Here is a 25,939-nt window from a genome sequence, read left to right as displayed (position 1 = left end):
CCGTCGCCGTTCACCGCGGGCGGGTACCAAGAAGACATGGTCGAGGACCTGCTCACCACGGTGGCGTCGAGCGCGTGGGCGCTGCCGCTGCTGTTCGTGCTCGTGCTGGGCGACGCGTTCCTGGTGGTGATCCCCGGTGAGGCCGCCGTCACCGCGCTGGGCGCGCTGGCGGTGTCGCAGAGCGAGCCCCCGCTGGCGGCGATCGTGCTCGTCGCCGCCGCAGCCGCTCTCACCGGCGACGCCGCGTGCTACCTCGTGGGGCGCTCGATAGGCCTCCAGCGCTGGCGCTGGATGCGCACGTCGCGGGCGCAGACCGCCTTCGCCTGGGCGCGGCTGCGCCTGGAGCACCGTGCGGCACTGGTGCTGTTCTCTGCGCGGTTCATCCCGTTCGCGCGACTCGCGGTCAATCTGACGGCGGGTGCGACGCGCTTGCCGGCGCCGCGCTACCTCGCCGTGGCCGCTCTCGCCGCGCTCGCGTGGGCCGTCTACCAGGCCCTCGTGGGGGCGGTCGTGGCGGCGCTCGTGCCCGGCGGGCCCGTCGTGGCGGTCGTGGTCTCGGTGGCGTTCGCGGTCGGCCTCGGGCTCGCCGTCGACGCGGTTCTCGCGCGCCGGCTCCGGGACCGCAGCGCCGCGGGCGATGACTGAACAGGCGGCCTCGCGCGATGTCGCCGGGGACGACAAGGATGGGGACGTGGCAGACGTGACCTCGGACGCATACGACGACGGCTTCCTCGGCATCCCGCTCCCCCTCCCGCGTCCGGTGGATGGGCGCGAGGTGCGCGAGCTGACCTACCCTCGGTTCACCGTGCTCCTCGATCCCCAGCGCCGGCTCGCGGTCGTGACCGGCGTGAACATCGACGGGGCGACGCTGCAGGACCTCCCCCGCACCGGCGAATGGGAGCTCGATCCGCGCGTTCCCGTCGCCGAGCAGGCGGGGCCCGCTGTCTACGCCTCGAACGACCTCGACCGTGGACACCTGGTGCGCCGACGCGATCCGGGGTGGGGCTCGGCGGCCGAGGCGCGGCGGGCGACGGAGGCGACGTTCACGTACCCGAACGCCGCACCGCAGGCGAGCGGGTTCAACCAGTCGAAGGAGCTGTGGCTCGGCCTCGAGGACCACGTGCTCACGTTCGCGCAGGCGACCGACGAGCGACTCAGCGTCTTCACCGCACCGGTGCTGCAGGCCGACGACCCCGCCTACCGCGGCATCCGTGTTCCGCGACGCTTCTTCAAGGTCGCCGCGTGGGTGACGCCTGACGACGACGGGATGCCGCGGCTCGCGGCCGCGGGCTTCGTACTCGACCAGTCGGAGCTCATCGACCTGAGTCGAGGTGTGCTCGCGGTGCCGGTGCTCGGCGCGTTCCGCACGTTCCAGGTGCCGATCGCCGACATCGAAGAGCTCACCGGTGTCGATCTCGGCCCACTGGTGGCCGCCGACGTGCTCCCCCGCACGACGGTGCGCGGAGAGGACGCATGGCGCCCCCTCCGCGAACCGGAGGATGTCGTTCTCGGCTGAGGGCTACTCCCCCGCGAGACCGCCCAGCAGGTGGCCGAACGAGCGTCCTTCGCCGAGGTAGTTGGCGGGGTCGAACGGATCGGAGTCGGAGGCCGGCTCCCGACGCGCGATGGCGTCGGCGAGCTCCCGGGCGCCGCGGTCGATGCGCTCACCCAGCGGGGCCACGTTGTCGGCCGAGGCACCCCAGTCGCTGGACGCGGCGAACACTCCGGTCGAGACCGGCTCGGCGTGCAGGTACGTGAACAGCGGCCGGATCGCGTAGTCGATCGCGAGCGAGTGGCGGGCGGTGCCCGCGTTCGCGCCGATCAGCACGGGCTTGCCCGTGAGGGCGTCGGGGTCGAGCACGTCGATGAACGACTTGAACAGTCCCGAGTAGCTCGTCGAGAAGATCGGCGTGACCGCGATGACCGCGTCGGCCGACACGACGGCGTTGATCACCGATTCGAGCGCCGGAGGCGCGAACCCCGTGAGGAGGTTGTTCGTGATGTCGTGCGCGTGGTCGCGCAGCTCGAACACATCGACCTCGACCTCGATGCCGCGCTCGGAGAGCTGCTTCGCGGTCGCCGCGGCGAGCCGGTCGGCGAGCATGCGGGTCGACGACGGGTTCGACAGGCCGGCCGAGATCACCGCGATGCGGCGTGCGGAGCTGGTCATGTCATGCCTCCTTCCGGCTGAGACCGAACGCCGCGCCCGCGGGGGCGGGGGTGTCGGCGTAGGGGCTCGAGCCCACGAGGTTGTCGCCGCGGTTCGCGCCGGGAACGGCCTGGCGCGGCGCCTCGTCGCCGTACTTCGCGGTCACGAGGTTGGCGTGGGTCGGGGCATCCGGAACGTCCGCCGGACGGTTCTTCTGCAGCTCCTTGCGCAGCACCGGAACCACTTCGCCGCCGAGGATGTCGAGCTGCTCGAGCACGGTCTTGAGGGGCAGGCCGGCGTGGTCCATGAGGAACAGCTGGCGCTGGTAGTCGCCGTAGGTCTCGCGCATCGCGGCGTATCGGTCGATCACCTGCTGGGGCGACCCCACCGTGAGCGGCGTCATCTCGCTGAAGTCCTCGAGCGACGGGCCGTGACCGTAGACCGGCGCGTTGTCGAAGTACGGGCGGAACTGCTTCACCGCGTCCTGCGAGTTCGCGGCTATGAAGACCTGTCCACCGAGGCCGACGATCGCCTGCTCGAGCGTGCCGTGCCCGTAGTGCGCGAAGCGCTGACGGTACAGCTGGATCAGGCGCTGGTAGTGCTCCTTGGGCCAGAAGATGTTGTTCGCGAAGAAGCCGTCACCGTAGTACGCCGCCTGCTCCGCGATCTCGGGGGTTCGGATCGAGCCGTGCCACACGAACGGCGCGACGCCGTCGAGGGGACGCGGTGTCGAGGTGAATCCCTGCAGCGGCGTGCGGAACTGCCCCTCCCAGTCCACGACGTCCTCCCGCCAGAGGCGGTGCAGCAGGTTGTAGTTCTCGATCGCGAGGGGCAGGCCCTGGCGGATGTCCTTGCCGAACCACGGGTACACCGGGCCGGTGTTGCCGCGGCCGATCATCAGGTCGGCGCGGCCGTCCGACACGTGCTGCAGCATCGCGTAGTCCTCGGCGATCTTCACCGGGTCGTTCGTGGTGATGAGCGTCGTGGCGGTCGAGAGGATGAGGCGCTCGGTCTGCGCCGCGATGTACGCCAGCGTCGTGGTCGGCGACGACGACCAGAACGGCGGGTTGTGGTGCTCGCCGAGCGCGAAGACGTCGAGGCCCACGTCCTCGGCGTGCTTGGCGATCTTCAGGGTCGCCTTGATCCGCTCCGCCTCACTGGGCGTGGTGCCGTCGGTCGGGTCCTGGGTGATGTCGCTCACCGTGAAGATGCCGAACTGCATTCCCGACCACGTGGTGCTCTCGCTCACGATCGCTTCTCCGCTCCTTCGCCGTGCGGGTTCTCCGTCGGACGAATCTATGCAAATGAATGTATCTCGTAGAACGTGTGCTCACCAAGATTATTCCGAAACGGATGCCGCGGCCCGTGCCGCCCCCATGGCACCGGCGTTCAGTCGAGCCGCAGCCGGTCGACGGCCGACTGGATCGCGACGGCGGCGGCGCCGCGAGCCCACGCGGTGAAGCCGGAGTCGTCGACGAAGAGCCGCACGGGCTCCGCCCGCGGATCCCTGCCTGCGGAGATCGCGGCCCGCACGCGCTCCTCTGCGATCGCGAAGAGTCCGATCCCCTCGCCGGCGAGCACCACGGCGGCCTGGAAGGTGAGATTCGCCGCGAGCGCGATGAACCGGCCGAGCGCGTCGGCTGCAGCGTCGACCACCATCACGGCTGCAGGCTCACCTGCCGCGGCGAGCGCGAGCACCTCGTCGTAGGACACCGGGCGCTGCAGCGCCGCGGACACCTGCGCGGCGATCGACCCTGACGTGAGCATCGCCTGCGAACAGCCGCGATGGCCGGCCTGGCAGAGCGGACCGGTGTCGCTGAGCGGGATGTGGCCGCCCAGGCCCAGTCCCGCCTCCGCGGTGCGCACGACCTCGCCCCCCACGACGAGGCCGTAGCCGACACCCGCGCCGATCGTGAGGACGACGAAGCCCGAGATGCCTCGTCCGAGCCCGAACCAGCGCTCCGCCTCGGCGAGCGCGACGAGGTCGTTCTCGAGTGCGACCGGAACGCCGAGATCCTGCTCGAGAAGCGATGCGAACGCGACGTCCTCCCACTCGAGGAACGGCGCGTAGCGCACGATGCCGCCGTCGACAGCCCCGCCGAGCGCGACCCCGACCCCGACGAGGGCATCGCTGTCGAGTGCGCGGATCGCGTCGGCGATCCGCGCGGCGACCAGCACGGGCTCATGCGTGTCGAGCGGCACCGTGCGCTGCGCGAGCAGCCCCGCACGCACGTCGGTGACGACCACCTCGATCGCGTCGCCGGTGACCTTGACGCCGGCGAAGCGCCCGAGGCCCGGTGCGACGTCGAGCGGGCGCACCGGCCGTCCGACCGACCCGTCGGCGAGATCGTCGAGTTCGACCAGATATCCGCGATCGAGGAACGGCTTGGCGAGTCGGGTCAGGCTCGCCGGCGACAGCCCCAGCCTGCGCGTGAGCGCACTGCGCGCGATCGGGCCGTGGATGAGCACAGCTCGGGCGAGTGCTCGCTCGCTGTCCGTCAGCATCGTCGACAATCCCCCTCCGGCGCGAAATGCTTTCATTCTGGCACGAATACCCCGCCCAGAGACGTTTGAAACAGTTCGAGCTCCCCTCTTGTTCGCTTATTACTTCCGTGATAGAACTAAATCTATGCACAGCACCGACAGGCTGCTCGCCGCCGAGCACACCGTCCCTGCCCCGGATCCTCGCGTTCTGCATCTCCTCCGGGGAGGAACGAGCGTCCTCGTCGACCTGGACGCCGCGCCGGCACCGGCGATCGTGCATTGGGGCGCGGCGCTCGAAGACTCCGCGCCCGCCACGCTCGGCTCGCTCGCCGTCGCCGCGCGGGCACAGCGCGTGTCGGGCGGTCTCGACGCGACCCCGGCGCTGACGCTGGTGCCCACCGGCGCGGAGGGCTGGTTCGCAACCCCGGGCCTCGAGGGGCACCGTGAGGGCTCCGGGCTGAGCATCCGTCTCGCGCTCGCCGATGTGCAGGCAGGCGAGCACCGCGCGAGCATCGCCCTCGCCGACGCCGAGGCAGGCCTCGCCGTGCGCGTGGAACTGCGGATCGGCCCGAGCGGCCTGTTCCACCAGCGCGTCACCGTGCGCAACACCGGCCCGACGCCCTACACGCTGCAGTCGGCCCAGCCCACGTTCCCCCTCCCCTGGGACGCCACCGAGATCTTCGACACGACGGGCCATCACCTGCGCGAGCGCTCACCGCAGCGGCGCACGCTGGGCACCGGCTCCCACGTCCGCGAGAGCCGTCGCGGCCGCACCGGCGCCGACTCGGCGATCCTGCTCGCCGCCGGTCGGCCGGGGTTCGGCTTCGAGCGTGGGCGGGTGCACGGCATCCACGTCGCATGGAGCGGCAACCATCGGGTCACCGCCGAGCGCACGACCACGGGCGATGCGCTCCTCGCGGGCGGCGAGCTGCTGCTGCCCGGCGAGGTCGTGCTCGCGTCCGGCGCCGCGTACAGCTCCCCCTGGGCGATCGGTTCGTGGGGCGACGGCCTGACCGAGCTCTCGGCACGCTTCCACGACGAGTGGCGTGGGCGCCCCCAGCACCCGCGGCGCCCGCGCCCCGTGACGCTGAACACGTGGGAGGCGGTCTACTTCGATCACTCCCTCGAGCGGCTCACGGCCCTCGCCGATGCCGCGGCATCCGTCGGGGTCGAGCGCTTCGTCCTCGATGACGGCTGGTTCGAGGGTCGTCGCGACGACACCGCCGGTCTCGGCGACTGGACCGTCGACGGCGACGTGTGGCCCGAGGGCCTGCATCCGCTCGCCGACCACGTGCACGCCCTCGGGATGGAGTTCGGCCTCTGGGTCGAGCCCGAGATGGTGAACCCCGACAGCGACCTCGCGCGCCGGCATCCGGACTGGATCCTGCGGGGACGGATGTCGCTGCCGCCGTCCGCACGACAGCAGCAGGTGCTCGACCTCTCGCACCCCGAGGCGTACGCCCACATCGCCGCCCGCCTGCACGCCCTGCTGGACGAGTACCCCATCGCCTACCTCAAGTGGGACCACAACCGCGATCTGGTGGACGCCGCGAGCGGACCGGCCGGGAGCGCGCGCGTGCACGAGCACACGCTCGCGGTCTACCGCCTGCTCGACGAGCTGAAGGCGGCACACCCCGGCCTCGAGATCGAGAGCTGCGCATCGGGCGGAGCCCGTGTGGACCTCGGCATCCTGGACCGCACCGACCGCGTGTGGACCAGCGACAGCCTCGACCCGCTCGAGCGGCTCGACAACCAGAAGTACACGGGCGTCGTCGTGCCGCCCGAGATGCTGGGCATGCATCTGACGAGCCCCGTCGTCCACTCGTCGGGGCGCACGGTCTCGCTCGGCCTGAGCGGTGCCGTGGCCCTGTTCGGCCACTTCGGCATCGAGTGGGACCTGACCAGCCTCGACCATGCCCGTCGCGCCGAGATCGCGGAGTGGGTCGCACTCGCGAAGCGCCTCCGGCCCCTCATCGCGTCGGGTCGCGTCGTCCACGTCGACGGCACCGAGCCCGGGATCGATGTGCGGGGGATGGTGGCAGCGGGCGCCGCATCCGCGGTCTTCACGATCGTGCAGACCGCGACGACCGCCGCGTACCCGCCGGGTCGCATCCGGATGCCGGGGCTCGACCCCGCACGCACCTACCGCCTTCGCGTGCTGGTGCGCGACGGCGAGGACGCCGGGCAGTCCCCCCTCGAGTGGGCCGAGTCCGACACCGTGCTGACCGGCCTGCAACTGGCCGAAGTGGGCGTGCGCCCACCCGTGCAGCGCCCGCAGCAGGCGATTGTCATCGAGCTCACCGCCGAGAACTGAACACCCGGTTTCCCAACCCCCACGCGCAAGGAGGCGCACGATGAGAACCATTCACCGACGATGGATCCGGCCGCTCGCGGTCGTCGCCGTCGCCGCGACAGTCGCCGCGCTCGGCGGCTGCGCCCAGAATCCCGCGGACGCCGTCACGACCCTGAACTTCTTCCAGTTCAAGGGCGAGGCGCTCGAGGACTTCAACGACATCATCGCGGGCTTCGAGGCAGAGAACCCCGACATCAAGGTGGTGCAGAACCAGGTCGCCGACGCCGACACGGCCATCCGCACGCTCCTGGTGAAGGACCGCATCCCCGACGTCATCACGCTCAACGCCAACGGCAACTTCGGCCGGCTCGCACAGGCGGGCGTGTTCTACGACTTCTCGGACGAACCGGTGCTCGACACGATCAACCCGGCGGTGCAGGACATCCTCGCCGACCTCGGCACCTACGGCGACGAGGTGAACGGCCTCGGCTACGTCAACAACGCCAACGGGGTCATCTACAACCAGGACATCTTCGAGGAACAGGGCCTCGAGGTCCCGCAGACGTGGGACGAGTTCATCGCGGTGTGCGACGCGCTGGTGGAAGCCGGCATCCAGCCGTTCTACGGAACCCTCGCCGACTCGTGGACCGGGATTCCGTCGTGGAACGCGCTCGGCGCGTACCCCTCGCAGAACGGATTCTTCGACAAGATGCGGGAGGAGGGCGCCGAGGTCGGACCTGACTCCGAGGTGTCGTTCGAGAAGGACTTCGCGGAGGCGATGGACCGGCAGTACCAGCTGTACTCCTACATGCAGGAGGGCTACCGAGGCAAGACATACGACGACGGCAACGCAGCCTTCGCGCGCGGCGAGTCGGCGATGCTGCTCCAGGGCATCTGGGCCACCAATCCGATCAAGCAGGTGAATCCCGACATCCGGATGGGGATCTTCCCCTACCCCACCGATGAGCCCGGCGAGAGCCTGCTCGTGTCCGGCGTCGATGTCGTCTTCACGCTCGGAAAGGACAACCCGAAGCACGACGCGGCGATGCGCTTCATCGACTATGTGTTCCAGCCCGAGGTGATCGAGAAGTTCGCCGCGTCGCAGAACATGGTGCCCTCCGTCGAGGGCGCGCAGCTCAGCGACGATCCGGCGCTCCAGTCCGTCCGGCCCTTCTTCGAGGACCGGAGGATCACCGGCTTCATCGATCACCAGATCCCGCCGGCCATCCCGCTCATCCCCACCGATCAGCAGTTCCTGTTCGACGGCGACGCCGAAAAGGCGCTGCAGACCCTCGACCGCGAGTGGGCCAAAGTGGCCGCCCGCACGATCCCCGTGACGGGAGAATGACATGGCCACCCTCACCGAGGCCGTCCGATCCACTCCGGCGGGCACTGCCCGCAAGCGCGCCACCCGCACGCGCGCGGACTCGTCCCGCGCCCCCGCGACCTACTACTGGATGGTGTGGCCGGCGGTCATCGCCTTCGCCGCCTTCCACACCCTGCCGGTCGTCGTGGGCATCTTCTTCAGCTTCACGAACTACGCCGGCTACGGCGCCTGGAACTTCGTGGGGCTGTCGAACTACTTCAACCTGTTCAAGGACGATCGTGTCCTGCAGGCCTACGGGTTCTCGTTCCTGTTCGCGATCGTCGCGACGATCCTCACGAACGCGTTCTCGCTCGCCATCGCGCTGGGACTGAACGCCAAGATCAAGGCGCGCAACTTCTGGCGGGGCGTGTACTTCGTGCCCTACATCCTGGCGATCCTGGTGATCGGCTACGTGTTCCAGTTCTTCTTCTCGAACTCGCTGCCGAAGATCCTGTCGGGCATCCCGCTGTTCCGCGACAACATCCTCACCAACGAGACGTGGGCGTGGACCGCGATCGTGGCCCTGGCCGTCTGGCAGGCGTGCGCGTTCGCGATCATCATCTACCTCTCGGGGCTGCAGACGATCCCCACCGAGCTCTACGAGGCGTCCTCGCTCGACGGCGCCTCGCCCTGGCGGCAGTTCCGCTCGATCACGTTCCCGCTCATCGGCGCGTTCTTCACGATCAACGTGGTGCTGAGCCTGAAGGGGTTCCTGCAGGTCTTCGACCCCATCGTCGCCCTCACCAACGGCGGACCGGGCACGTCGACCGAATCGGTGACGCTGCTCATCTTCCGGGGCGGCTTCTCGGGCGGTGAGTTCGCCTACCAGACGGCCAACGCGGTGGTCTTCTTCATCGTGATCACGGTCGTCTCGCTCTTCCAATTCCGGGTCCTTCAGCGCAGAGAGGCCGATTTCTGATGACCACCATGACCAACACCGCTTCGCAGCTCGAACAGGAGGTCGACGCCGCCACGGCGAACGACCGCCGCAAGCGACGCGGCGAACCCGACGACGACACCCGCAAGACCAACTGGTGGGCGACGGCGCTCATCGCGGTGTGCTCGCTCACCGTGCTGATCCCGCTCTACCTGGCGGTCGTCGTCGCCCTCAAGACGCCGGAGCAGCTGACGGAGGGCACCGGGTTCGAGCTTCCGAATCCGATCCGCTGGGAGAACTTCGCGGACGCCTGGGTGCGCACGAGCTTTCCCCAGGCGCTCTTGAACACGGCGATCATCACCGTCGGCTCCGTGGTGTTCACGCTGCTGACCAGCTCGATCGTGGCGTATGCGCTGGCGCGCAACATCCACCGCCCCTTCTTCAAGGGCGTGTTCTTCTACCTGCTCGCGGCACTGTTCATCCCGTTCCCGATCATCATGCTGCCACTGGTGAAGCAGACGTCGATCCTCGGGCTCGACAACCAGGCCGGCATGATCATCCTCTACACGATCTACGGCCTGTCGCTGAACATCTTCATCTACACGGCCTACATCCGCTCGATCCCGATCGAGCTCGAAGAGGCGGCACGCGTCGATGGAGCCTCGACCTGGCGCATCTTCTGGTCGGTGATCTTCCCGCTCCTCATGCCGATGAACGCGACCGTCGGCATCATCACGTGCGTATGGGCGTGGAACGACTTCATCATGCCGCTGGTGGTGCTGACCGAACCGTCCGCGCGGACGCTGTCGCTCGCGCAGTACGTGTTCCAGGGCCAGTTCAACACCGACTACACCGTGGCCTTCGCCTCGTACCTGATGGCGATGGCGCCGCTGCTCATCGTCTACATCTTCAGCCAGCGCTGGGTGATCTCGGGCGTCACACGGGGCTCGATCAAGTGAGTGAAAGGGGACGGATGCCGCGGGCCGCGGCATCCTCCTCCTCACCGCGCGTCGGCGAAGAGTCGCAGCATGTCGCGCGCGAGCTGGTGCGGCGCGGTCTCGCAGGGCGCGTGACCGGTCGGGTACGTCGCGACGCGGGCGCCGATGCGCGCGGCGTAGGCATCGTGCTGCGCCTGCGGCCAGAGGTCCTGGTCACCGACGGCGATCAGCTTCGGGATGTCGACCGCCGCGACGGCGTCGGCGAAGTCGGGCGTCGACATCATGAGCCCGACCACGTCGTCGATGCAGGCGCGCCGTGTCACGCCGAGACGCTCGCGGACGAAGGCGATGCGACCCGGTGGCGTGCGGTTGAGGTTGTAGCGGATGCCCCAGAGGATGAGACCCGCTGCGCGGTGCGGCGACATGTCGGAGATCGGCCCGATGTGCTTCACGCCGCGGAAGACCTGGCCGGTCGCGGGCGGCGCGGCCATGAGCGTGAGGCTCCGGAAGAGGTCGGGACGCTCGACGAGCGCGAGCTCGGTGACCAGGCCCGCGAAGCTGTAGCCGAGCACGTGGGCGGGGCCGCCGTCCTCGAGGATCGCGATGAGATCGTCGACGAACAGCGCGTAGTCGTAGGAGTCCCGTGGTGGATCGAGATGGCGCGGCCCGGCTTCGGCCGACTCGTAGTGACCGGCGATGTCGTACGACTCGACGCGGTAGCCGGCGGCGGCGAGCAGCGGGAACAGCAGGACGAAGTCCTCCTTCGAGCCGGCCACGCCCGGGACGAGCACGACTCTCGGCGCGTCGTGCTCACCGAGGCGCATCCGCGCAAGACCCCCGCTGGGGGCGCGGAACACGTCGCGCTCGGTCCCGCCGGGGAACACATGCCAGTCGAGGTCGGCAATGGCCTGGTCGCGCTGCAGCGCGTCGTCGATCGTCGTCATCGCGCCTGCGAGACTACCCCTCGGGAAGGCCGTCGAGCTCGTTCTGCCGCGGCGCGTAGGCGATGTGCCCGCCGTCGGCATCGAACGCCTGCACCGGCCGCCGCGCCGACCATGCCTCCCAGCCCGGATCGCCGTCGACCACGAACGACACCCACGCCCGATGCATCGCGTCGGCGAGGGTCTGGGGCCCGTCCGGACCCCCGATGCCGATCGCGTCGGGCTCGGTGAGCCGGTCGAACACGAACCCGAGCTCCATGACGTGCGCGGCGCCGAGCCCGTCGACCGGGCTCCGCCACCGGAACTCGTACACCCACGTCGGCGAGCCCGTCGACCCGACCCGACTGTCGGCGAACCGCGTGATCGGGCCGCGCAGCAGGATGTCGCCGATCACCTCGCCCAGCACCTCACCCGGTTTCGCGCCCGGGCGGCGAGCGCGGTGAGCCCGCACGATGCGCGCCGGCACGCGGGCGGCCAACCGGGCGACCGTCACCGTGAGCCAGCTCGCCTTGTCGACCGCCCCCGACGGGACGAGCCACAGACGATACTCCTCGCTGGTGGAGCCGATGAGGACCGGGATGCCCCGACCCGCGCCCGCGAGCAGGGCATCGAGCGGGCTGCGGGGCACGGCCTCGCCACCGATCGCCAGCGCGACCGTCGGCCCGCCGCCGAGCGGAGAGCCGCCCGCAGCCAGCGCGGTCTGCTGTGCGACGAGCTCGTCCGCGGGGACGCCGGAGAATCCCGCACGGGTGGCGGCGATCTTCAGTCGCTTGGCGATCTCTCGCGTCATGCGGCCCGCCTTCTCGGGCGGCCGCGCCTCGAGCGGCCCGGACTGCAGGATCGCCCGGTCGAACAGCTCCTTCGCGTGCGGCAGCGCCAGCAGCGCGGTCAGCGTGTTGGCGCCGGCCGAATGTCCCATCACGGTGACGCGGGCCGGGTCGCCGCCGAAGGCGGCGATCTCGCGGCGCACCCAGCGCAGCGCGAGCTCCTGGTCCAGCACGCCGAGGTTCTGCGGCACGTCGTCGAGCACCGCGAAGCCCTCCTGGCCGAGCCGGTACTGGATCGACACGTACACGATGCCGTGCCGCGCGAAGCGCTCGCCGTCGTAGGTGGGAAGCGCGGTCGTGCCGCGCGTCAGCGCGCCGCCGTGCACGAACACCAGCACCGGCAGAGCTGTGTCCGGTGCTCGATCGGCGGGCGTCCACACGTTCACGGTGAGGATGTCGTCGCCGGGCACCTCGACGGACGCGAGGTACTTCGCGATCGCCGGACTGTACGGGCGCTGCGGCGCGGTCGGTCCGAAGGCCGAGGCATCCCGCTCCCCCGCCCAGGTCGCGGCAGGCTCGGGAGCGCGGAAGCGGCGCTCGCCCACCGGCGGGGCGGCGTAAGGGATGCCGAGGAAGCGGTCGAGCCCACCCTCCCGGGTGCCGCGGACGACCCCGGTGCTCACCGTCACGACGGGGCGGGTGGTCGCCGGGCCTGTCGAACCCGCCTGGGTCGCAGCATCCGACATCGGTGAATCCCTCCCGGCGACCGTGGTCGGCACGCTCGTACTCAGATTCAGCCAGTGCGGGACTCGGTGTCAAGCGAGAGCGCCGAGCGGCGCACGCGGCTAGTCTGGTCTGCGCCCCGGCGAGAGGTGACGATGACCGGCAGCAGCGTTCCGCCCACCGCGACGACCCCCACCCCGACGGGATCCGTCGCCCGTCCGCGGCGGCGCACGCCGTTCTGGGACAACGCCCGCTTCGCGTGCATCGTGTTCGTGGTGCTCGGCCACGCCGTGCAGCGGCTGACGTACGACTCCGACATCGCGCTGGGCCTGTACCTCGTCATCTACGCGTTCCACATGCCGGCGTTCGCGATCATCTCGGGCTACTTCTCGAAGTCCGATGCCCCGACCAAGACGCAGATGGCACGCGTCATCACCGACATCCTGGTGCCCTACCTCGTGTTCGAGGGGCTGTGGACCCTGACCAAGTGGATCGTCGAGGGGCAGGCGAACCCGAACATCACCCAGCCCTCCTGGACGCTGTGGTTCCTGCTGGCGCTCGGCATCTTCCGCGTCGTGCTCCCCTACCTCGCCCTGCTGCGCTGGCCGCTGCTGTGGACCGTCGTGATCTCGATCGGAGCGGGATACCTCCCCAACATCGGCTCGACGTTCTCGCTGTCGCGCACGCTCGGCCTCCTGCCGTTCTTCACGCTCGGCTGGTGGCTGCGCGAGCACGACATCGTGGCGCGGCTTCGACTCCTCGACCGTCGGCCCTGGTGGGTGCTCGCCGGCGGGCTCGGACTGTTCGCCGTCGCAGGCTGGGCGGCATGGTTCTTCGTCGACGACTGGCGCGCGATGAACCTGCGCGAGTGGCTGTTCTACGACGAGAACTACGCCTCGATCGGCGGCACGCAGTGGTGGGCGGGCGGCGTGCGCCTCGCGCTGATGATCGTCGCGGTCGTGCTGTCGACGGCGTTCTTCGCGCTCGTGCCGCGCAGCACGCACTGGTGGACGCACTTCGGCCAGTACACGATGTACGTCTACCTGCTGCACTCGTTCGTGCTCTACCCGTTCCGCGAGAACGGCCTGCTGCGCAACGCGGAGCCGACGTGGCTGTGGCTGCCTCTCGTGATCGTCGGATCCGTGCTGATCGCCCTCGGACTCGCGACGAAACCCGTGCGCCGCATCTTCCGCCCGCTGGTCGAGCCGCGTCCGACGTGGCTGTTCGCCGATCGCACCCTCGCCCGCCGAGAAGGACGGCGCAACGATCCCACCGGATCGCGCCGGCCGCGGGAGGAACCGCGGATGCCCCGGCCCGATCCGCGCCAGAACGGCTGACTCCGTTGCGAAACCCCTGGACATCAGGGGGTTGTGCGGCGCGCGCGTACCACATATGTTAACGGCGAATCACATTCGTCCTGGATGGATCGACACGCGGGAACCGGCGTCGAGGATGTCGCCGGGCGGGATCCGTCCCCCGTCGGGAAGCAGGTACCCCCATGCCCGAAATGACCAGACGCTCCGTCCTGACGCTGGGGGCCGCGCTCGGTCTCGCCGGCGTCGCCATCCCCAAAGCGGCCTGGTCGTGGTCGCCCGCGGGGTCGGTGCTCGGCACCGGCTCCGGCGTCGATCCGCAGTGGGTGTGGGACGACGACCTCGACCGCATCATGGCTTCCGTCATCTCCAGTGGTCAGACCGCCGCGATCAACGACGCGATCCTGCCCTGGGTCAACAACTGGCAGCCGGTGCCCACCGGCCTCCCGCCGGAGCTGGCGGGCTTCCTCCAGGGCTCGACCCAGCTGCCGTCCTGGGCCGACCGGACCAAGCTGCGCCGCGCGGCGGACTTCAACCGCCGCAAGGACACCTACCTCTTCATGATCTACGGGATCGGCGGCGGCATCATGAGCACCGTCATCCCGCGCGAGGCGCGGTCGGTGTACCACTCCAAGGGCGGCGCCGACATGCAGGACCGCGCGGCGAAGACGTTCAGCTTCGGCTACGACCTGAGCGACATCAACGCGTTCGAGACGACCGGCGAGTTCATGGTGACGTCGAACAAGACGCGCATGGTGCACTCCGCCGTCCGCCATCTCCTGCCGCAGTCGCCGCACTGGCAGCAGAGCGGTCACGACGAGCAGATCCCCATCAGCAACCACGACATCCTCGTCACCTTCCACAGCACCGGCACCTTCGCGCACAAGAAGCTCAAGGAGTGGCGGGTGCCGATGTCGACGGCCGACCAGGACGCCTTCCTGCACTCGTGGCAGGTCGCACTGCACTTCCTCGGCGTCCGCGACGAGTACATCCCCGCGACCTGGGACGCCGCGCACGCCCAGGCCGCGCAGATCCTGACGCCCAAGCTGGCGTGGACGCCCGAGGGCCAGGAGCTCGCCGAGACCCTCCTCGGCCTCACTGCGCAGGTCGATCTCGGCGTGACGCGCGGCTTCCTCAACGAGTTCGTCCGCTATCAGCTCGGCAACGAGATCGGCGACTGGCTCGGCCTCCCCCGCGACTACGTGTCGGCCGCCACGATCCGGGTCGGCTGGCCGAGCTACATCGCGTTCCGCGAGGGGCTCCTTCCGCTCATGCCGGCGAACTTCTACCTGTTCGACCAGCTGCTGCGCGGCATCGCGATGGCCTTCCTGAACCGCGGCGCATCGGGCACGACCACCCCCATCACCATCCCGGACATGAACCGGCCCACCCCCTGAGAACCGCGGATGGCCGGGCCGGACGCCGGCCCGGCCACCCACCGGCATCGCGGCCGTCGCGCCGAGCTCGCTGATGCCCGCGTTGTTGACCAGCACGCTGCGCGGGGGACGCGTCATGCGTCCAGCACGCCGGACGACGGTCTCGGTCGCAACGGGCGTCAGATCATGCGAAGAGTGCCGCCCCGACGTACGAGCCGGGCGCCGCGCCCGACGGAATCGCCCACAGGCCCGAGCCCACGTGGCGGATGTACTCGTTCATCGTGTCGGTCGACAGCGCGCGCTGGAGCGTCACGAACTGCTCGGGCGAGCGCTGGTACGACAGGAAGAAGAGGCCAGCGTCCAGACGACCGAGCTCGTTGTTGCCGTCGACGAAGTTGTAGCCGCGGCGGAGGATCCGGTTGCCGTCGTTGAGCTCGGGGTGGGCGAGGCGCATGTGGCTCGTGACGGGGATCGCCGGCTCGCCATCGGCGCCGGTCGCGTGGAAGTCCGGCTCGGTGAACTCATCGCCGCCCGAGAGCGGGGCGCCGGCGCCCTTGGTGCGGCCGATGATCGCCTCCTGCTCGGACAGGCGCACGCGGTCCCACGTCTCGATGAGCATCGCGATCTTGCGTGCGACCAGGTACGAGCCGCCCGCCATCCACGCCGGCTCATCGGATGCCGCGACCCAGACGTGGTCGTCGAGGGCGGCCTGGTCGGTCGCGAGGACGTTCGCGGTTCCGTCCTTGAAGCCGAAGAGGTTGCGCGGCGTCGACTGCGCCGCCGTCGTGCGCGACGTGCGTCCGAAGCCGAGCTGCGACCAGCGCAAGCGGGCCCGGCCGAACGCGATGCGGCTGAGGTTGCGGATCGCGTGCACCGCGACCTGGGGGTCGTCGGCACACGCCTGGATGCAGAGGTCGCCGCCCGAGTGGGCGGGGTCGAGGTCGTCGCCGAGGAACGCCGGGAGCTTCTCGAGCTGCGCCGGCCGCATGGCGGCGAGGCCGTAGCGGTCCTCACCGTCGTTCTCGAAGAGGGTGGGGCCGAAGCCGAACGTGATCGTGAGGCCGCTCGCCGCCAGACCCAGGGCCTCGCCGGTGTCGTCCGGCGGTGCCTCGGGAGACCCGCCGACGGCGCCCGTCGCGCTGACGTCGAGCCCCTGCGTCATGCGCGCCGCCGCATACGACCAGTCCTGCAGGAGCGTGACGAGGTCGCCTCGATCGGTGCGCGCCATCATGTCGAACGCCGCGAAGTGCAGGTGGTCCTGCACGGGAGTGGTGATGCCGGCCTGATGGGCGCCGAAGAAGTCGTAGACGGATGCCGCAGCATCCTGTTCGCGCGCACGCCCGACGGCGACCCCCGCCGTCGCACCCGCGCCGGCGCCGAGCGCGAGGCCGGCGGCGCCGGCACCGAGCGCGAGACCGAGGACGCCACGGCGCGACAGGCTCGCGGATGCCGGCGGCACCGCCTCCGTGGCGGAGGCGGTGCCGCCGGTGACGTTCGGGCCGGTCGAGGATGTGGTCAACTCAGGCCAGCACGGTGTTCGTGAGCTGCGCGAGCGGCTCGGCGAGGGCGTTGATGAGGTCGGTGAGCTCGCGCTTGTCTTCGTCGGTGAGCTCGGTGTACACGACGAAGCCGTCCTCGAGTGAGCCGTACTCCGCCAGCGCGGACTCGAGCTCGGCGTACCCGCCGTCGATCTCGTCGGCGAGCGCGGTGCCCGCGTCGCCCTGTGCCGCCGCGAAGTCGCGCACCAGCGAGAACGCCATCTTCGAGCCCTCGACGTTGGCGGCGAAGTCCGACAGGTCGGTGCCCGACCACCAGTCCTCCTCGCCCTGGATCTTGCCGGTCGCGACCTCGTCGAGGAGCGCGATCGCGCCGTTCGAGATGCCGGCGATGCCCTGCGCGTCGAGCGAATCCTGGAACTCGTCGGAGTGCACGTAGTCGTACAGCTCCTGCACGTCGGCGATGAGCTGGTCGCCGAACGCGGCGCGCTCCTCGGTCGTCGACGGCGCCCAGTCCTGCCACGCGGGGGTCTCGCCGTCGGCGTTCAGCGCGTCGGCGGCGGGTACCCACAGGTCCTTCTCGATGCGGTGGAAGCCCGTCCAATCGAGGCCCTCGGCGACGGCGTCGACCTCGCGGTAGTCGATGCGCGGGTCGAGGTCGCCCAGCGCCTCGGCCACGGGCTCGATGCGCTCGTAGTACGCGCGCACGGCGGGGAACTGCGTGCGCGCGGTCTCGTCGTCGCCCGACTCGTATGCGGCGACGAAATCGGACACGGCCGGGGCGAGCTGCCCGACCTGGTCCTTGACGAACCCGGCGTACAGCTCGACAGCCTGCTGCTTCTGCTCGGCGTCCTCACCGGACACCTCGACCGCCTCGCCCGAGACCGCGAACGCGGCCTTGCCGACGCCCTCGCCGATCATTCCCGGCTTGCACAGCGTGTAATAGTCGCCCGGCTGGGCGACGACGGTGAGGGTGCGCGAGGCGCCGGGGGCGATGTTCTCGACCTCGCCGACGATGCGCAGGCCATCCTCGGCCAGCAGGTAGAACTCGGTGACCTCGTCGCCGTCGTTGCTCACGTCGAACGTGAGCGTGCCGCTGGTGGCGGACGAGCCGGACACCTCGCAGCCGGCAGCCGTCGACGACACCGACAGCGCGTCGGACCCGGCGAGGTCGGCCTTCGCGACGCAACCCGACAGGATGAGGGCGCCGACGCCGGCGAAGGCGAGGGCCGGAAAGAGACGAGAGGTCATGCTTCTCCTTGCGAGGACGGAACGGGCGACGGTTCGGAAGATTCGGACGCGGGCGCGGCGGATGCGGCGACCTCGGTCGCAGCCGGGCGCGCGGCGGGGCGGGAGCGCACCTGCCCGCGCAGCCAGATACCGCCGACGATGCCGACGTAGAGCACCCACGCGACGACCTGCAGCCACGACATGCGCGGCATGAAGCCGACGGTCGCCTGCAGGATGGCCGCGAGCGCGCTTCCCGGAGGGATCGACGCGGTCACATCGAAGGCCCAGCCGAGCGGGAACGCCGCCCAGCCGACCGCGACCTCGCCGGTGACGGGGTCGATCGGGGCGGCCGCGGTGAACGGGCCGGGAAGCGCCCCGGCCTCCTGCAGGTCGTGGATCGCGTAGGTCAGCACGCCGGCGGCGACGATGACGAGGAAGGCACCGGTCCACCCGAAGAAGATGCGGAGGTCGAGGCGCAGCATCCCGCGCGCCAGCGCCCAGCCGAGAAGGACGGCGGTCACAAGTCCCAGCAGCGCACCGGCGAGCGCGGCAGGCGCCTCGCCGAACGACTGCACCATCGACCACAGCAGGAGGGTGGTCTCGACGCCTTCGCGCGCGACCGAGACGAAGCCGATCGCGACCAGAGCCCACAGGCTCCCCGTCGCGAGCGCGCGATCGATGTCACCCTCGAGCGTCCGCTTGAGGGTACGGGCGGTCTTCTGCATCCAGAAGATCATCCAGGTGACCATCGCGACCGCGAGGAGCGACAGCAGCCCGCCGAGGAGCTCCTGCGCCTCGAACGTCAGGGTGTACGCCCCGAACGTGAGGATCGCCCCGATGGCGACCGCGAGCGCGATGGCGAGGCCGACGCCGGCCCACAGACGGGGCAGCACATCGCGGCGACCGAGCTTCGTGAGGTAGGCGACGAGGATGCCGACGACGAGCGCGGCTTCGAGGCCTTCACGCAGGCCGATGAGGAAAGTGGCGAGCAACGGGGTTCCCAAGGTGGTGCGGATGACTCGGCGCTCCGTTGCACCGCGGCACACCTGCGGCCTCCGCGAGCGGAGACACTCAACATAGGTGAGCCTTACCTACGACGCTACCGAACAGCTGGGCGGCTGTCCATCTCGGTTACAGCGCGGATGCCTCGGCCGACGCGCGGACATAGCGCTCCGCGAGACGCCGCAGGTGCGGCACGAGCTCGACCGGGGAGTCGACCGTGAAGTCCATGCCGAGCATGCCGATGTAGGCCGCGATCGTCTCGAGGCTGTCGGCCCCGGTGACGAGCACCGACGTCGTGGGGTCGATCGCCTCCACCACCCCCACGGTCGGGTTGATCCGCGCGATCACGTCGTCGGCGGGAGCGGCGATCCGCAGGCGCGCGTGCACGTTCCAGCCCGCGGCCGCGATCGACCTCAGCGCGAAGGCCGTGAAGTCTCCCCCGGGCACCGGCACCGGGTCGAAGGGTCGGCGCGTCGGCATGCGCGGCTCGATCCAGTCCAGGCGGAACGTCTCCCAGTCGTCCGTGTCGGGATCGCGTGCGACCAGATACCACCGTCGCTGCCAGCTGAACAGCCGATACGGCTCGACTCGACGCGGAGTGCCGCGATCTTCGAATCTCAGCCACTCCCCCGCGTGCACGGCCTGCGCGACGGCACTCAGCACGTGGGGTTCGACCTCGGGGTCCGGCGCATCGGTGCCGACGTTCTCGGGGCCGCGATCGATCGTCGTCGCGACGGCGTCCACGGTCGGCCGCAGCCGATCGGGGAGGACCTGCAGCAGCTTCGCGAGCGCGCGGGCACCGGCTTCGTCGACGCCGGCCACCCCGCGCGTCACGCGCAGCCCGATCGCCACGGCGACCGCCTCGTCGTCGTCCAGCAGCAGCGGCGGAAGCTTCCCTCCGGCGGCCAGCCGGTACGAGCCGGCGCGACCGCGCTCCGCCTCGACCGGATAGCCGAGCGTGCGCAGACGCTCGATGTCGTTGCGGATCGTGCGCACGGAGACGTCGAGCCGCGCCGCGAGCTCCGGCCCCGGCCAGCGCGGGCGACTCTGCAGCAGCGCGAGGAGCGCGAGCATCCGCGCCGAGGTGTCGGCCATCGCGCTCGATTCGTCATGAGTTCGGATAACAGGAAGATAGCTTGCCTGTTTCGACCGTAGCGTCGGAGACATGAACACCGCAACCGCCCCCAGCACCGACATCCGCCCCTTCCGCATCGACGTGCCCGAGGCCGACGTCGACGACCTCCGCGACCGGCTCGCCCGCACACGACTCCCCCAGCCCGCACCCTCCGATGACTGGGAGTCGGGAACGCCCAACGACTACCTCGCCGACGCCGTCGCGCACTGGCGCCGCTTCGACTGGCGTGCCGCCGAAGCCCGCATGAACGAGTTCCCGCAGTTCACGACCGAGATCGACGGACAGACGATCCACTTCGTGCACGCCCGCTCTCCGCACGAGGGCGCGACCCCGCTGCTCCTCGCGCACACGTACCCGGGCTCGTTCGTCGACTACCTCGACATGATCGGCCCGCTCGTCGACCCGGTCGCGCACGGCGGCCGCGCCGAGGACGCGTTCGACGTCGTCGTGCCCGATGCCCCGGGCTTCGGCTTCAGCCAGCCCGTGACCGACGCCGGCTGGACCACCTCCCGTGTCGCCGCCGCGTACGACGTGCTCATGCGCCGCCTGGGCTACGACTCGTACGGCATCCACGGCAGTGACAACGGCGCGATGGTCGCCCGCGAACTCGGTCTGCTCGCCCCCGACGGCTTCCTCGGGCTGCACGTGCTGCAGCTGTTCTCGTTCCCCTCGGGCGACCCCGCGGAGTTCGAGAAGCTCGAGCCGCAGGACTACGCCGGCCTCGAGCACATGCAGTGGTTCCAGTCGGTCGGCGCCTACAACACGATGAACGCCGCCCGACCCCAGACCGTCGCCGCTGCGCTGTCCGACTCGCCCGTCGGTCACCTCGCCTACGCCGAGCTGTTCAACTCGTTCGGCAACGGCACGTCGCTGGTCCCGCTCGATGCGATCCTCACCGAGGTGAGCGTGGCCTGGTTCGCGAACGCCTCGGCGGGCATGAGCCGCGCCTACCGCGACAACATGCTGGCGGAAGCCGAACCCCGCGTCAGCGACGCACGCACAGGAGTCGCCGTCTTCAAGGACGACTTCCAGACGATCAAGGTGTTCGCCGAGCGCGACAACTCGAACATCGTCCAGTGGAGCCGCTTCGAGCGCGGCGGCCACTACGCGGCACTGGAGGTCCCCGAGCTCGTCGTCGGCGACATCCGCACCTTCTTCGCACGGTCCTGAAGAACTCCGAGCCGGGGCGTCGGAACCTCCCGCCGCCCCGGCTTAACCGTGCGCAACAAACAGGACGGATGCCGCGACAGCCGCCTACTCTCGCACCATGACCGACCTCAATCTGCCGATCCTCGACCTCTCCCGGCTCGACGCGGGCCCGGAGGCGGCCGCGCAGTTCCGCGACGACCTGCGCGCCGCGACGCACGACGTCGGCTTCTTCTACCTGACCGGCACGGGCGTCTCGCCTGAGCTGGAGGCGCGACTGCACCAGGCCGCACGCGACTTCTTCGCCCTCCCCGAGGCGGACAAGCTCGCGATCGAGAACGTCAACAGCCCGCACTTCCGCGGCTACACCCGCATCGGCGGCGAGCGCACGCAGGGCAAGGTCGACTGGCGCGAGCAGATCGACATCGGTCCTGAGCGCGAGGCGATCACCGACGCCGACGCCCCCGACTTCGCACGGCTCATCGGCCCGAACCTGTGGCCGAGTGCGCAGCCGGAGCTCCGCGAGGTCGTCTCGGAGTGGCACGACCACCTGTCGGGCGTCGCTCGCAGGCTGCTGCGCGCCTGGGCCCTGTCGCTCGGCGCACCCGAGAACTACTTCGACGAGCACTTCGGCGAGCCCTCGACGCTCATCAAGATCGTGCGATATCCGGGCAAGGAGGACCCGACGCCGCAGCAGGGTGTGGGCGCCCACAAGGACTCCGGCGTGCTGACTCTGCTGTGGGTCGAGCCCGGCAAGGGCGGCCTCCAGGTCGAGCGCCACGGCGAGTGGGTGGATGCCCCGCCGGTGCCCGGCGCCTTCGTCGTCAACATCGGCGAGCTGCTCGAGTACGCGACGCAGGGCTACCTCATCGCGACGAAGCACCGCGTGATCTCGCCGCGCTACCCGGACGACCGGATCTCGGTGCCGTTCTTCTTCAATCCCGCCCTCGACAAGCGTCTGCCGCTCATCGAGCTGCCCGACGAGCTCGCGGCGCAGGCGCGCGGCGTCACTCAGGATCCGTCGAACCCGATCCACGCTCTATACGGCGAGAACGCGCTGAAGTCGCGGCTGCGCGCGCACCCCGACGTCGCCGAGATCCACCACGCGGATCTGGTCGCGGCGCGGGCCGGGGCATCCGCTCGACTGTCGGGCTGAGACATCCGGGAACGACGAAGGCCTCCCCACACCGTGGGGAGGCCTTCTCAAGAATGTTTTGCGCGATTGAACGCTGGTCGATGCCTTATCGACGGAGACCGAGGCGCTCGATGAGCGAGCGGTAACGGTTGATGTCGATGTCCTGGAGGTAGCCCAACAGGCGGCGGCGCTGACCGACGAGCAGGAACAGCCCACGACGCGAGTGGTGGTCGTGCTTGTGCTCCTTGAGGTGCTCGGTGAGGTCCTTGATGCGCTGCGTCAGCATCGCGACCTGCACCTCGGGGGATCCGGTGTCACCGGGGTGCGTCGCGTACTCTTCGATGATCGCCTTCTTGACGTCTGCTTCCAGTGCCATAGGTGATCCCCTCTCTGCTTGTTGCGCGGTGCTCGTCACCCGATGTGCGAGCTCTCTTTCTCCGCGGCCGATCCAACGGCAACCTGAAGAGTCTACCAGCCAACGGATGCCCCGGCGAACCGGCCGCCCATGCGCCCGGGTACGCTCGGATCCGTGCAGCACACCGAGGCCGACGAGTGAGCGCCGGGGAGCATCGCAGCCATTTCATCGACCTGCGGCCCTTCCGCGCCAGCCCGGCGTTCGCGCGCATGTGGATCGGCTCGACGCTCGCCGGTCTCGGCGGGCAGCTGACCATCGTCGCGATCATGCTGCAGATGTACGACCTGACCGGGTCGACGTTCGCGGTGTCGATGATCGCGGTCGCGGGGCTCGTGCCGATGGTCTTCGCCGGGATCTACGGCGGCATGCTCGCCGACGCGTTCGACCGCCGGGCGGTGGCCCTCATCGCCGCGACCGTCACGTTCGCCTCGACCGCGCTGCTCGCCGTGCTGACCTGGGCGGACCTCGAGACCGTGTGGTGGCTGTACGCGCTGAGCATCGTCAACTCGTCGGCGAACTCGATCGTGTTCGCCTCGCGTCAGGCGATCGTTCCGCGTCTGCTCCCGCGCGAGCTCCTTCCGGCGGCGTCGGCGCTGGGCGGCATCACGGTCGGGATCATGGTGATGGCCGGGCCCGCCCTCGCGGGTGTGCTGGTCGCCCTCACCGGCTACGCGTGGACCTACACGCTCGACGTCGTGCTCATGACATCGCTCTTCCTCGGGCTGTGGACCCTTCCGAACCTCCGTCCCGAGGGCGAGGTCGTGCGGCCGGGACTCGAGTCGCTCCGCGACGGCTGGCGGTTCCTGAAGCGCGCGTCGAACATCAGGCTGCAGTTCATCCTCGACATCATCGCGATGACCTTCGGCCAGCCGCTCTCGCTCTTCCCCGCGATCGGCGCGGTGCTGCTCGGCGGCGGGCCGATCACGACGGGCGTGCTCACCGCCTCGGTTGCGGCCGGAGCCTTCGCCTCCAGTCTGTTCTCGGGCCGGGTCGGCGGCATCCGACGTCAGGGCGTCGGGATCGAGCGCGCGATCCTCGCGTACGGCGGCTCGATCGCCGCCCTGGGGCTCGTCCTGGGCGCCGCGGCGCTGGGGTGGTTCGCCCCGGACGGCGTCGACGCCGACACCCCGAACCTCGTGCTCATCGCACTCGCGTGCCTGGTGCTCGCGGTCTCGGGCGCCGCCGACAACATCAGCTCGATCTTCCGCAACACGATGGTGCAGTCCGCGGTGCCCGACACGATCCGCGGCCGCCTGCAGGGGATCTTCATCGTCGTGGTGACGGGCGGTCCACGCCTCGGCGCCCTGTACGCGGGCACGCTGGCGACGCTCACCGCACTGTGGTTCCCGCCGCTCGTGGGCGGCCTCATCATCATCGGGCTGGTGGCGACGCTGGTGCGGCTCACGCCGCGGTTCCGCGCGTACGACGCCGAGAACCCCGTCCCCTGAGCCGCGCCCGTAGCCTGACGGCCGCACAACGGCGGATTTCGGACGTCGCATCCCCTCCTGGGCTCCAGCGTCGGCGGGCGGGCGTACGGTGGCCACCGTGACCTCGACAAGAACGGCTCCGCCGGCGACGCGTGCGGAGAGGCTGCCGTCCCCGCGCTGGATCACGGTGCAGTTCGTCCTCGCCGGGATCGTGTGGGGCGCGAGCTTCCTCTTCATGAAGGTGTCGCTCACCGGCATCTCGCCCGCGCAGGTCGCGTGGACCCGCATCCTCCTCGGCGCGCTGACCCTCGGCGCACTCGTCCTCCTGCGGCGCGAGCACCTCACCCGCAGCCTCAAGGTGTGGGCGCACCTGACCGTGCTCGGGCTCACGTTCTGCGTCATCCCGTTCCTGCTGTTCTCGTGGGCGCAGCAGCACGTCAGTTCCGGCGTCGCCAGCATCTTCAACGCGACCACGCCGATCATGACCGCGATCATGGCGTGGCTGGTCTTCCGCGTCGAGCGACTCAAGGCCCTGCAGGTCCTCGGGATCGGCGTCGGCATCCTCGGCGTCGTGGTGATCATCGCCCCGTGGCAGGGCATCGCCCTCGACGGGAGCCTCGTCGCCGAACTCGCCATCCTCGGCGCGACGGCGAGCTACGGCTTCAGCTTCGCCTACATGCGGCGCTTCGTCTCGAACACCGGGATGTCGGCGCTCGCATTCACGTTCGGCTACATCGCGATGGCCGGCGTCGTCATGGCTCTGCTGACGCCGTTCCTCGTGCTGACGCCCGTGCGCCTCGACGTGCCGATCGTGGTGAGCCTGCTGCTGCTCGGCTGTCTCGGAACAGGCATCGCGTACGTGTGGAACCAGAACACCGTGCGCGCGTGGGGGCCCACGCGCGCCTCGACCGTGACCTACATCACCCCGGTCGTCGGGGTGATCCTCGGCATCCTGATCCTCGGCGAGACGATCACGTGGAACGAGCCGATCGGCGCGCTCGTCGTGTTCCTCGGCATCCTGCTCGCGCAGGACCGACTGCGTACGCGAAGAGCGGATGCCTCGGGGTCGAGGCATCCGCTCTTCTCTCGCCTGCGGAAGGTCAGTCCTGCTGGAGCGCGCCCTGCAGGTCGAGCGTGATGGTCACGTCCTTGCCGACCAGCACGCCGCCCGTCTCGAGGGCCGCGTTCCAGGTGAGGCCGAAGTCCTCGCGGTTCACGACCGTCTTGGCCGTCGCGCCCGCCTTGTAGTTGCCCCACGGGTCGGTGCCGAAGCCGCCGAACTCGAACTCGAACGACACGGGCTTGGTGATGCCGCGGATGGTGAGGTCGCCGTCCACGAAGAACTCGCCGTCCTTCACGTGCGCGCCGGTCGAGACGAACTCCATCGTGGGGTGGTTCTCGACGTCGAAGAAGTCGGCCGAGCGCAGGTGGTTGTCACGGCCCTCGTCCTTGGTGTCGACGGAGGTGACGTCGACGGATGCCTCCACCTTGGCCTCGAGCGGGTTCTCGGGGGCAACGAGGGTGGCGCTCTTCATGCCGAAGGTGCCGCGCACCTTCGAGATCATCATGTGGCGCACGCTGAAGGTGACCTCGCTGTGCGCGGGGTCGAGCACCCAGGTGCCCGCCTTGTAGCCGGGAACGTCGATCGTGGTGGAGTCGGTCATGTTCGTCCTTCGTGTTCAGGTCCGTGTGGGGCGCCCGAGGGGACGGGCATACGGGTTCCAAC

23 protein-coding genes are annotated in these 25,939 nt (G+C 69.9%); 12 read left to right on the top strand and 11 right to left on the bottom strand.

The genetic code is table 11. From position 1 onward, the window contains the following. The first annotated feature begins 36 nt into the window (after nt 1-36). Together J2Y46_RS10890 and J2Y46_RS10885 are read left to right on the top strand one after the other, a co-directional pair. Nucleotides 37-645, top strand: coding sequence for a VTT domain-containing protein (locus tag J2Y46_RS10890; RefSeq protein ID WP_310242232.1), 609 nt, complete (start codon nt 37-39; stop codon nt 643-645). A 55-nt stretch (nt 646-700) separates the two neighbouring features. Further along, nucleotides 701-1,516 carry a DNA/RNA non-specific endonuclease gene (locus J2Y46_RS10885; RefSeq protein ID WP_396653175.1) on the top strand — a complete coding sequence of 272 codons (816 nt, stop codon included), beginning with the start codon at nt 701-703 and terminating at the stop codon, nt 1,514-1,516. 3 nt (nt 1,517-1,519) lie between these two features. On the opposite strand, the gene J2Y46_RS10880 is transcribed toward J2Y46_RS10885, so the two are convergent. The 3 genes from J2Y46_RS10880 to J2Y46_RS10870 all read right to left on the bottom strand — a co-directional run bounded on the left by J2Y46_RS10880 (nt 1,520) and on the right by J2Y46_RS10870 (nt 4,654). Then, entirely contained in the window at nt 1,520-2,170 is a 651-nt protein-coding gene (locus tag J2Y46_RS10880) for an FMN reductase (protein WP_045297311.1), read from the bottom strand. A 1-nt stretch (nt 2,171) separates the two neighbouring features. Then, nucleotides 2,172-3,371 (bottom strand): LLM class flavin-dependent oxidoreductase, encoded by a 1,200-nt coding sequence (locus J2Y46_RS10875; protein WP_310242364.1) that lies wholly within the window; start codon nt 3,369-3,371, stop codon nt 2,172-2,174. 167 nt (nt 3,372-3,538) lie between these two features. Continuing rightward, complete coding sequence (locus J2Y46_RS10870; RefSeq protein ID WP_045297315.1) at nt 3,539-4,654, bottom strand: ROK family transcriptional regulator; 1,116 nt, start codon at nt 4,652-4,654, stop codon at nt 3,539-3,541. A gap of 124 nt (nt 4,655-4,778) precedes the next feature. On the opposite strand from J2Y46_RS10870, the gene J2Y46_RS10865 reads away from it, so the two are divergent. From J2Y46_RS10865 to J2Y46_RS10850, 4 genes are read left to right on the top strand one after another with little or no spacing between them, the layout of a single operon-like run. Next, nucleotides 4,779-6,947 carry an alpha-galactosidase gene (locus tag J2Y46_RS10865; RefSeq protein WP_310242229.1) on the top strand — a complete coding sequence of 723 codons (2,169 nt, stop codon included), beginning with the start codon at nt 4,779-4,781 and terminating at the stop codon, nt 6,945-6,947. Between the two features lie 40 nt (nt 6,948-6,987). Further along, on the top strand, nt 6,988-8,274 hold the full coding sequence (locus J2Y46_RS10860; protein ID WP_310242227.1) for an extracellular solute-binding protein: 1,287 nt from the start codon (nt 6,988-6,990) through the stop codon (nt 8,272-8,274). Nucleotide 8,275: 1 nt separating this feature from the next. Then, nucleotides 8,276-9,211, top strand: a complete 936-nt coding sequence (locus J2Y46_RS10855; protein WP_310242225.1) for a sugar ABC transporter permease — start codon at nt 8,276-8,278, stop codon at nt 9,209-9,211. Then, nucleotides 9,211-10,128: a carbohydrate ABC transporter permease gene (locus J2Y46_RS10850; RefSeq protein WP_396653166.1), complete on the top strand. Its 918-nt coding sequence runs from the start codon at nt 9,211-9,213 to the stop codon at nt 10,126-10,128. Before J2Y46_RS10855 ends, J2Y46_RS10850 begins: the two co-directional genes overlap by 1 nt. A gap of 41 nt (nt 10,129-10,169) precedes the next feature. Here J2Y46_RS10850 and J2Y46_RS10845 read toward each other — a convergent pair whose 3' ends face one another. Together J2Y46_RS10845 and J2Y46_RS10840 are read right to left on the bottom strand one after the other, a co-directional pair. After that, complete coding sequence (locus J2Y46_RS10845; RefSeq protein ID WP_045297322.1) at nt 10,170-11,051, bottom strand: alpha/beta fold hydrolase; 882 nt, start codon at nt 11,049-11,051, stop codon at nt 10,170-10,172. Nucleotides 11,052-11,064: 13 nt separating this feature from the next. After that, a complete protein-coding gene (locus J2Y46_RS10840; protein ID WP_310242220.1) occupies nt 11,065-12,561 on the bottom strand; it encodes a carboxylesterase family protein in 1,497 nt (498 codons plus the stop codon). A 132-nt stretch (nt 12,562-12,693) separates the two neighbouring features. Between J2Y46_RS10840 and J2Y46_RS10835 the strand changes: the two genes are divergently transcribed. Continuing rightward, nucleotides 12,694-13,875: an acyltransferase family protein gene (locus J2Y46_RS10835; protein ID WP_310242218.1), complete on the top strand. Its 1,182-nt coding sequence runs from the start codon at nt 12,694-12,696 to the stop codon at nt 13,873-13,875. Nucleotides 13,876-14,045: 170 nt separating this feature from the next. After that, entirely contained in the window at nt 14,046-15,248 is a 1,203-nt protein-coding gene (locus J2Y46_RS10830) for an oxygenase MpaB family protein (RefSeq protein WP_245619515.1), read from the top strand. Nucleotides 15,249-15,411: 163 nt separating this feature from the next. Here J2Y46_RS10830 and efeB read toward each other — a convergent pair whose 3' ends face one another. The 4 genes from efeB to J2Y46_RS10810 all read right to left on the bottom strand — a co-directional run bounded on the left by efeB (nt 15,412) and on the right by J2Y46_RS10810 (nt 20,050). Next, nucleotides 15,412-16,686: an iron uptake transporter deferrochelatase/peroxidase subunit gene (efeB, locus tag J2Y46_RS10825; RefSeq protein WP_310242362.1), complete on the bottom strand. Its 1,275-nt coding sequence runs from the start codon at nt 16,684-16,686 to the stop codon at nt 15,412-15,414. 61 nt (nt 16,687-16,747) lie between these two features. Continuing rightward, nucleotides 16,748-17,974 carry an iron uptake system protein EfeO gene (gene efeO, locus J2Y46_RS10820; protein WP_045297328.1) on the bottom strand — a complete coding sequence of 409 codons (1,227 nt, stop codon included), beginning with the start codon at nt 17,972-17,974 and terminating at the stop codon, nt 16,748-16,750. After that, nucleotides 17,971-18,945: an iron uptake transporter permease EfeU gene (gene efeU, locus J2Y46_RS10815; RefSeq protein ID WP_045297329.1), complete on the bottom strand. Its 975-nt coding sequence runs from the start codon at nt 18,943-18,945 to the stop codon at nt 17,971-17,973. Before efeU ends, efeO begins: the two co-directional genes overlap by 4 nt. A 139-nt stretch (nt 18,946-19,084) precedes the next feature. After that, on the bottom strand, nt 19,085-20,050 hold the full coding sequence (locus J2Y46_RS10810; RefSeq protein WP_310242214.1) for a WYL domain-containing protein: 966 nt from the start codon (nt 20,048-20,050) through the stop codon (nt 19,085-19,087). A gap of 70 nt (nt 20,051-20,120) precedes the next feature. Between J2Y46_RS10810 and J2Y46_RS10805 the strand changes: the two genes are divergently transcribed. Beyond that, the gene (locus J2Y46_RS10805) at nt 20,121-21,260 is read left to right on the top strand and encodes an epoxide hydrolase (protein ID WP_310242212.1); all 1,140 of its coding nucleotides are present in this window, start codon (nt 20,121-20,123) and stop codon (nt 21,258-21,260) included. A 97-nt stretch (nt 21,261-21,357) separates the two neighbouring features. After that, entirely contained in the window at nt 21,358-22,392 is a 1,035-nt protein-coding gene (locus J2Y46_RS10800; protein ID WP_310242210.1) for a 2-oxoglutarate and iron-dependent oxygenase domain-containing protein, read from the top strand. An 85-nt stretch (nt 22,393-22,477) separates the two neighbouring features. Here J2Y46_RS10800 and rpsO read toward each other — a convergent pair whose 3' ends face one another. Then, nucleotides 22,478-22,747 carry a 30S ribosomal protein S15 gene (gene rpsO / locus J2Y46_RS10795; RefSeq protein WP_005048780.1) on the bottom strand — a complete coding sequence of 90 codons (270 nt, stop codon included), beginning with the start codon at nt 22,745-22,747 and terminating at the stop codon, nt 22,478-22,480. A gap of 176 nt (nt 22,748-22,923) precedes the next feature. On the opposite strand from rpsO, the gene J2Y46_RS10790 reads away from it, so the two are divergent. After that, on the top strand, nt 22,924-24,234 hold the full coding sequence (locus J2Y46_RS10790; protein WP_045297335.1) for an MFS transporter: 1,311 nt from the start codon (nt 22,924-22,926) through the stop codon (nt 24,232-24,234). A gap of 97 nt (nt 24,235-24,331) precedes the next feature. Then, nucleotides 24,332-25,351, top strand: coding sequence for a DMT family transporter (locus J2Y46_RS10785; protein WP_310242198.1), 1,020 nt, complete (start codon nt 24,332-24,334; stop codon nt 25,349-25,351). On the opposite strand, the gene J2Y46_RS10780 is transcribed toward J2Y46_RS10785, so the two are convergent. Next, nucleotides 25,314-25,877 carry a YceI family protein gene (locus tag J2Y46_RS10780; protein ID WP_310242196.1) on the bottom strand — a complete coding sequence of 188 codons (564 nt, stop codon included), beginning with the start codon at nt 25,875-25,877 and terminating at the stop codon, nt 25,314-25,316. The two genes, J2Y46_RS10785 and J2Y46_RS10780, sit on opposite strands and share 38 nt — an antisense overlap. Between the last annotated feature and the right edge of the window lie 62 nt (nt 25,878-25,939).

It is taken from the genome of Microbacterium sp. BE35, from assembly GCF_031457705.1.
GTDB classification, from domain to species: domain Bacteria; phylum Actinomycetota; class Actinomycetes; order Actinomycetales; family Microbacteriaceae; genus Microbacterium; species Microbacterium trichothecenolyticum.
The sequence above is the reverse complement of the archived record's forward strand: the minus strand, read 5'-3'. Positions and strand labels throughout refer to the sequence as shown.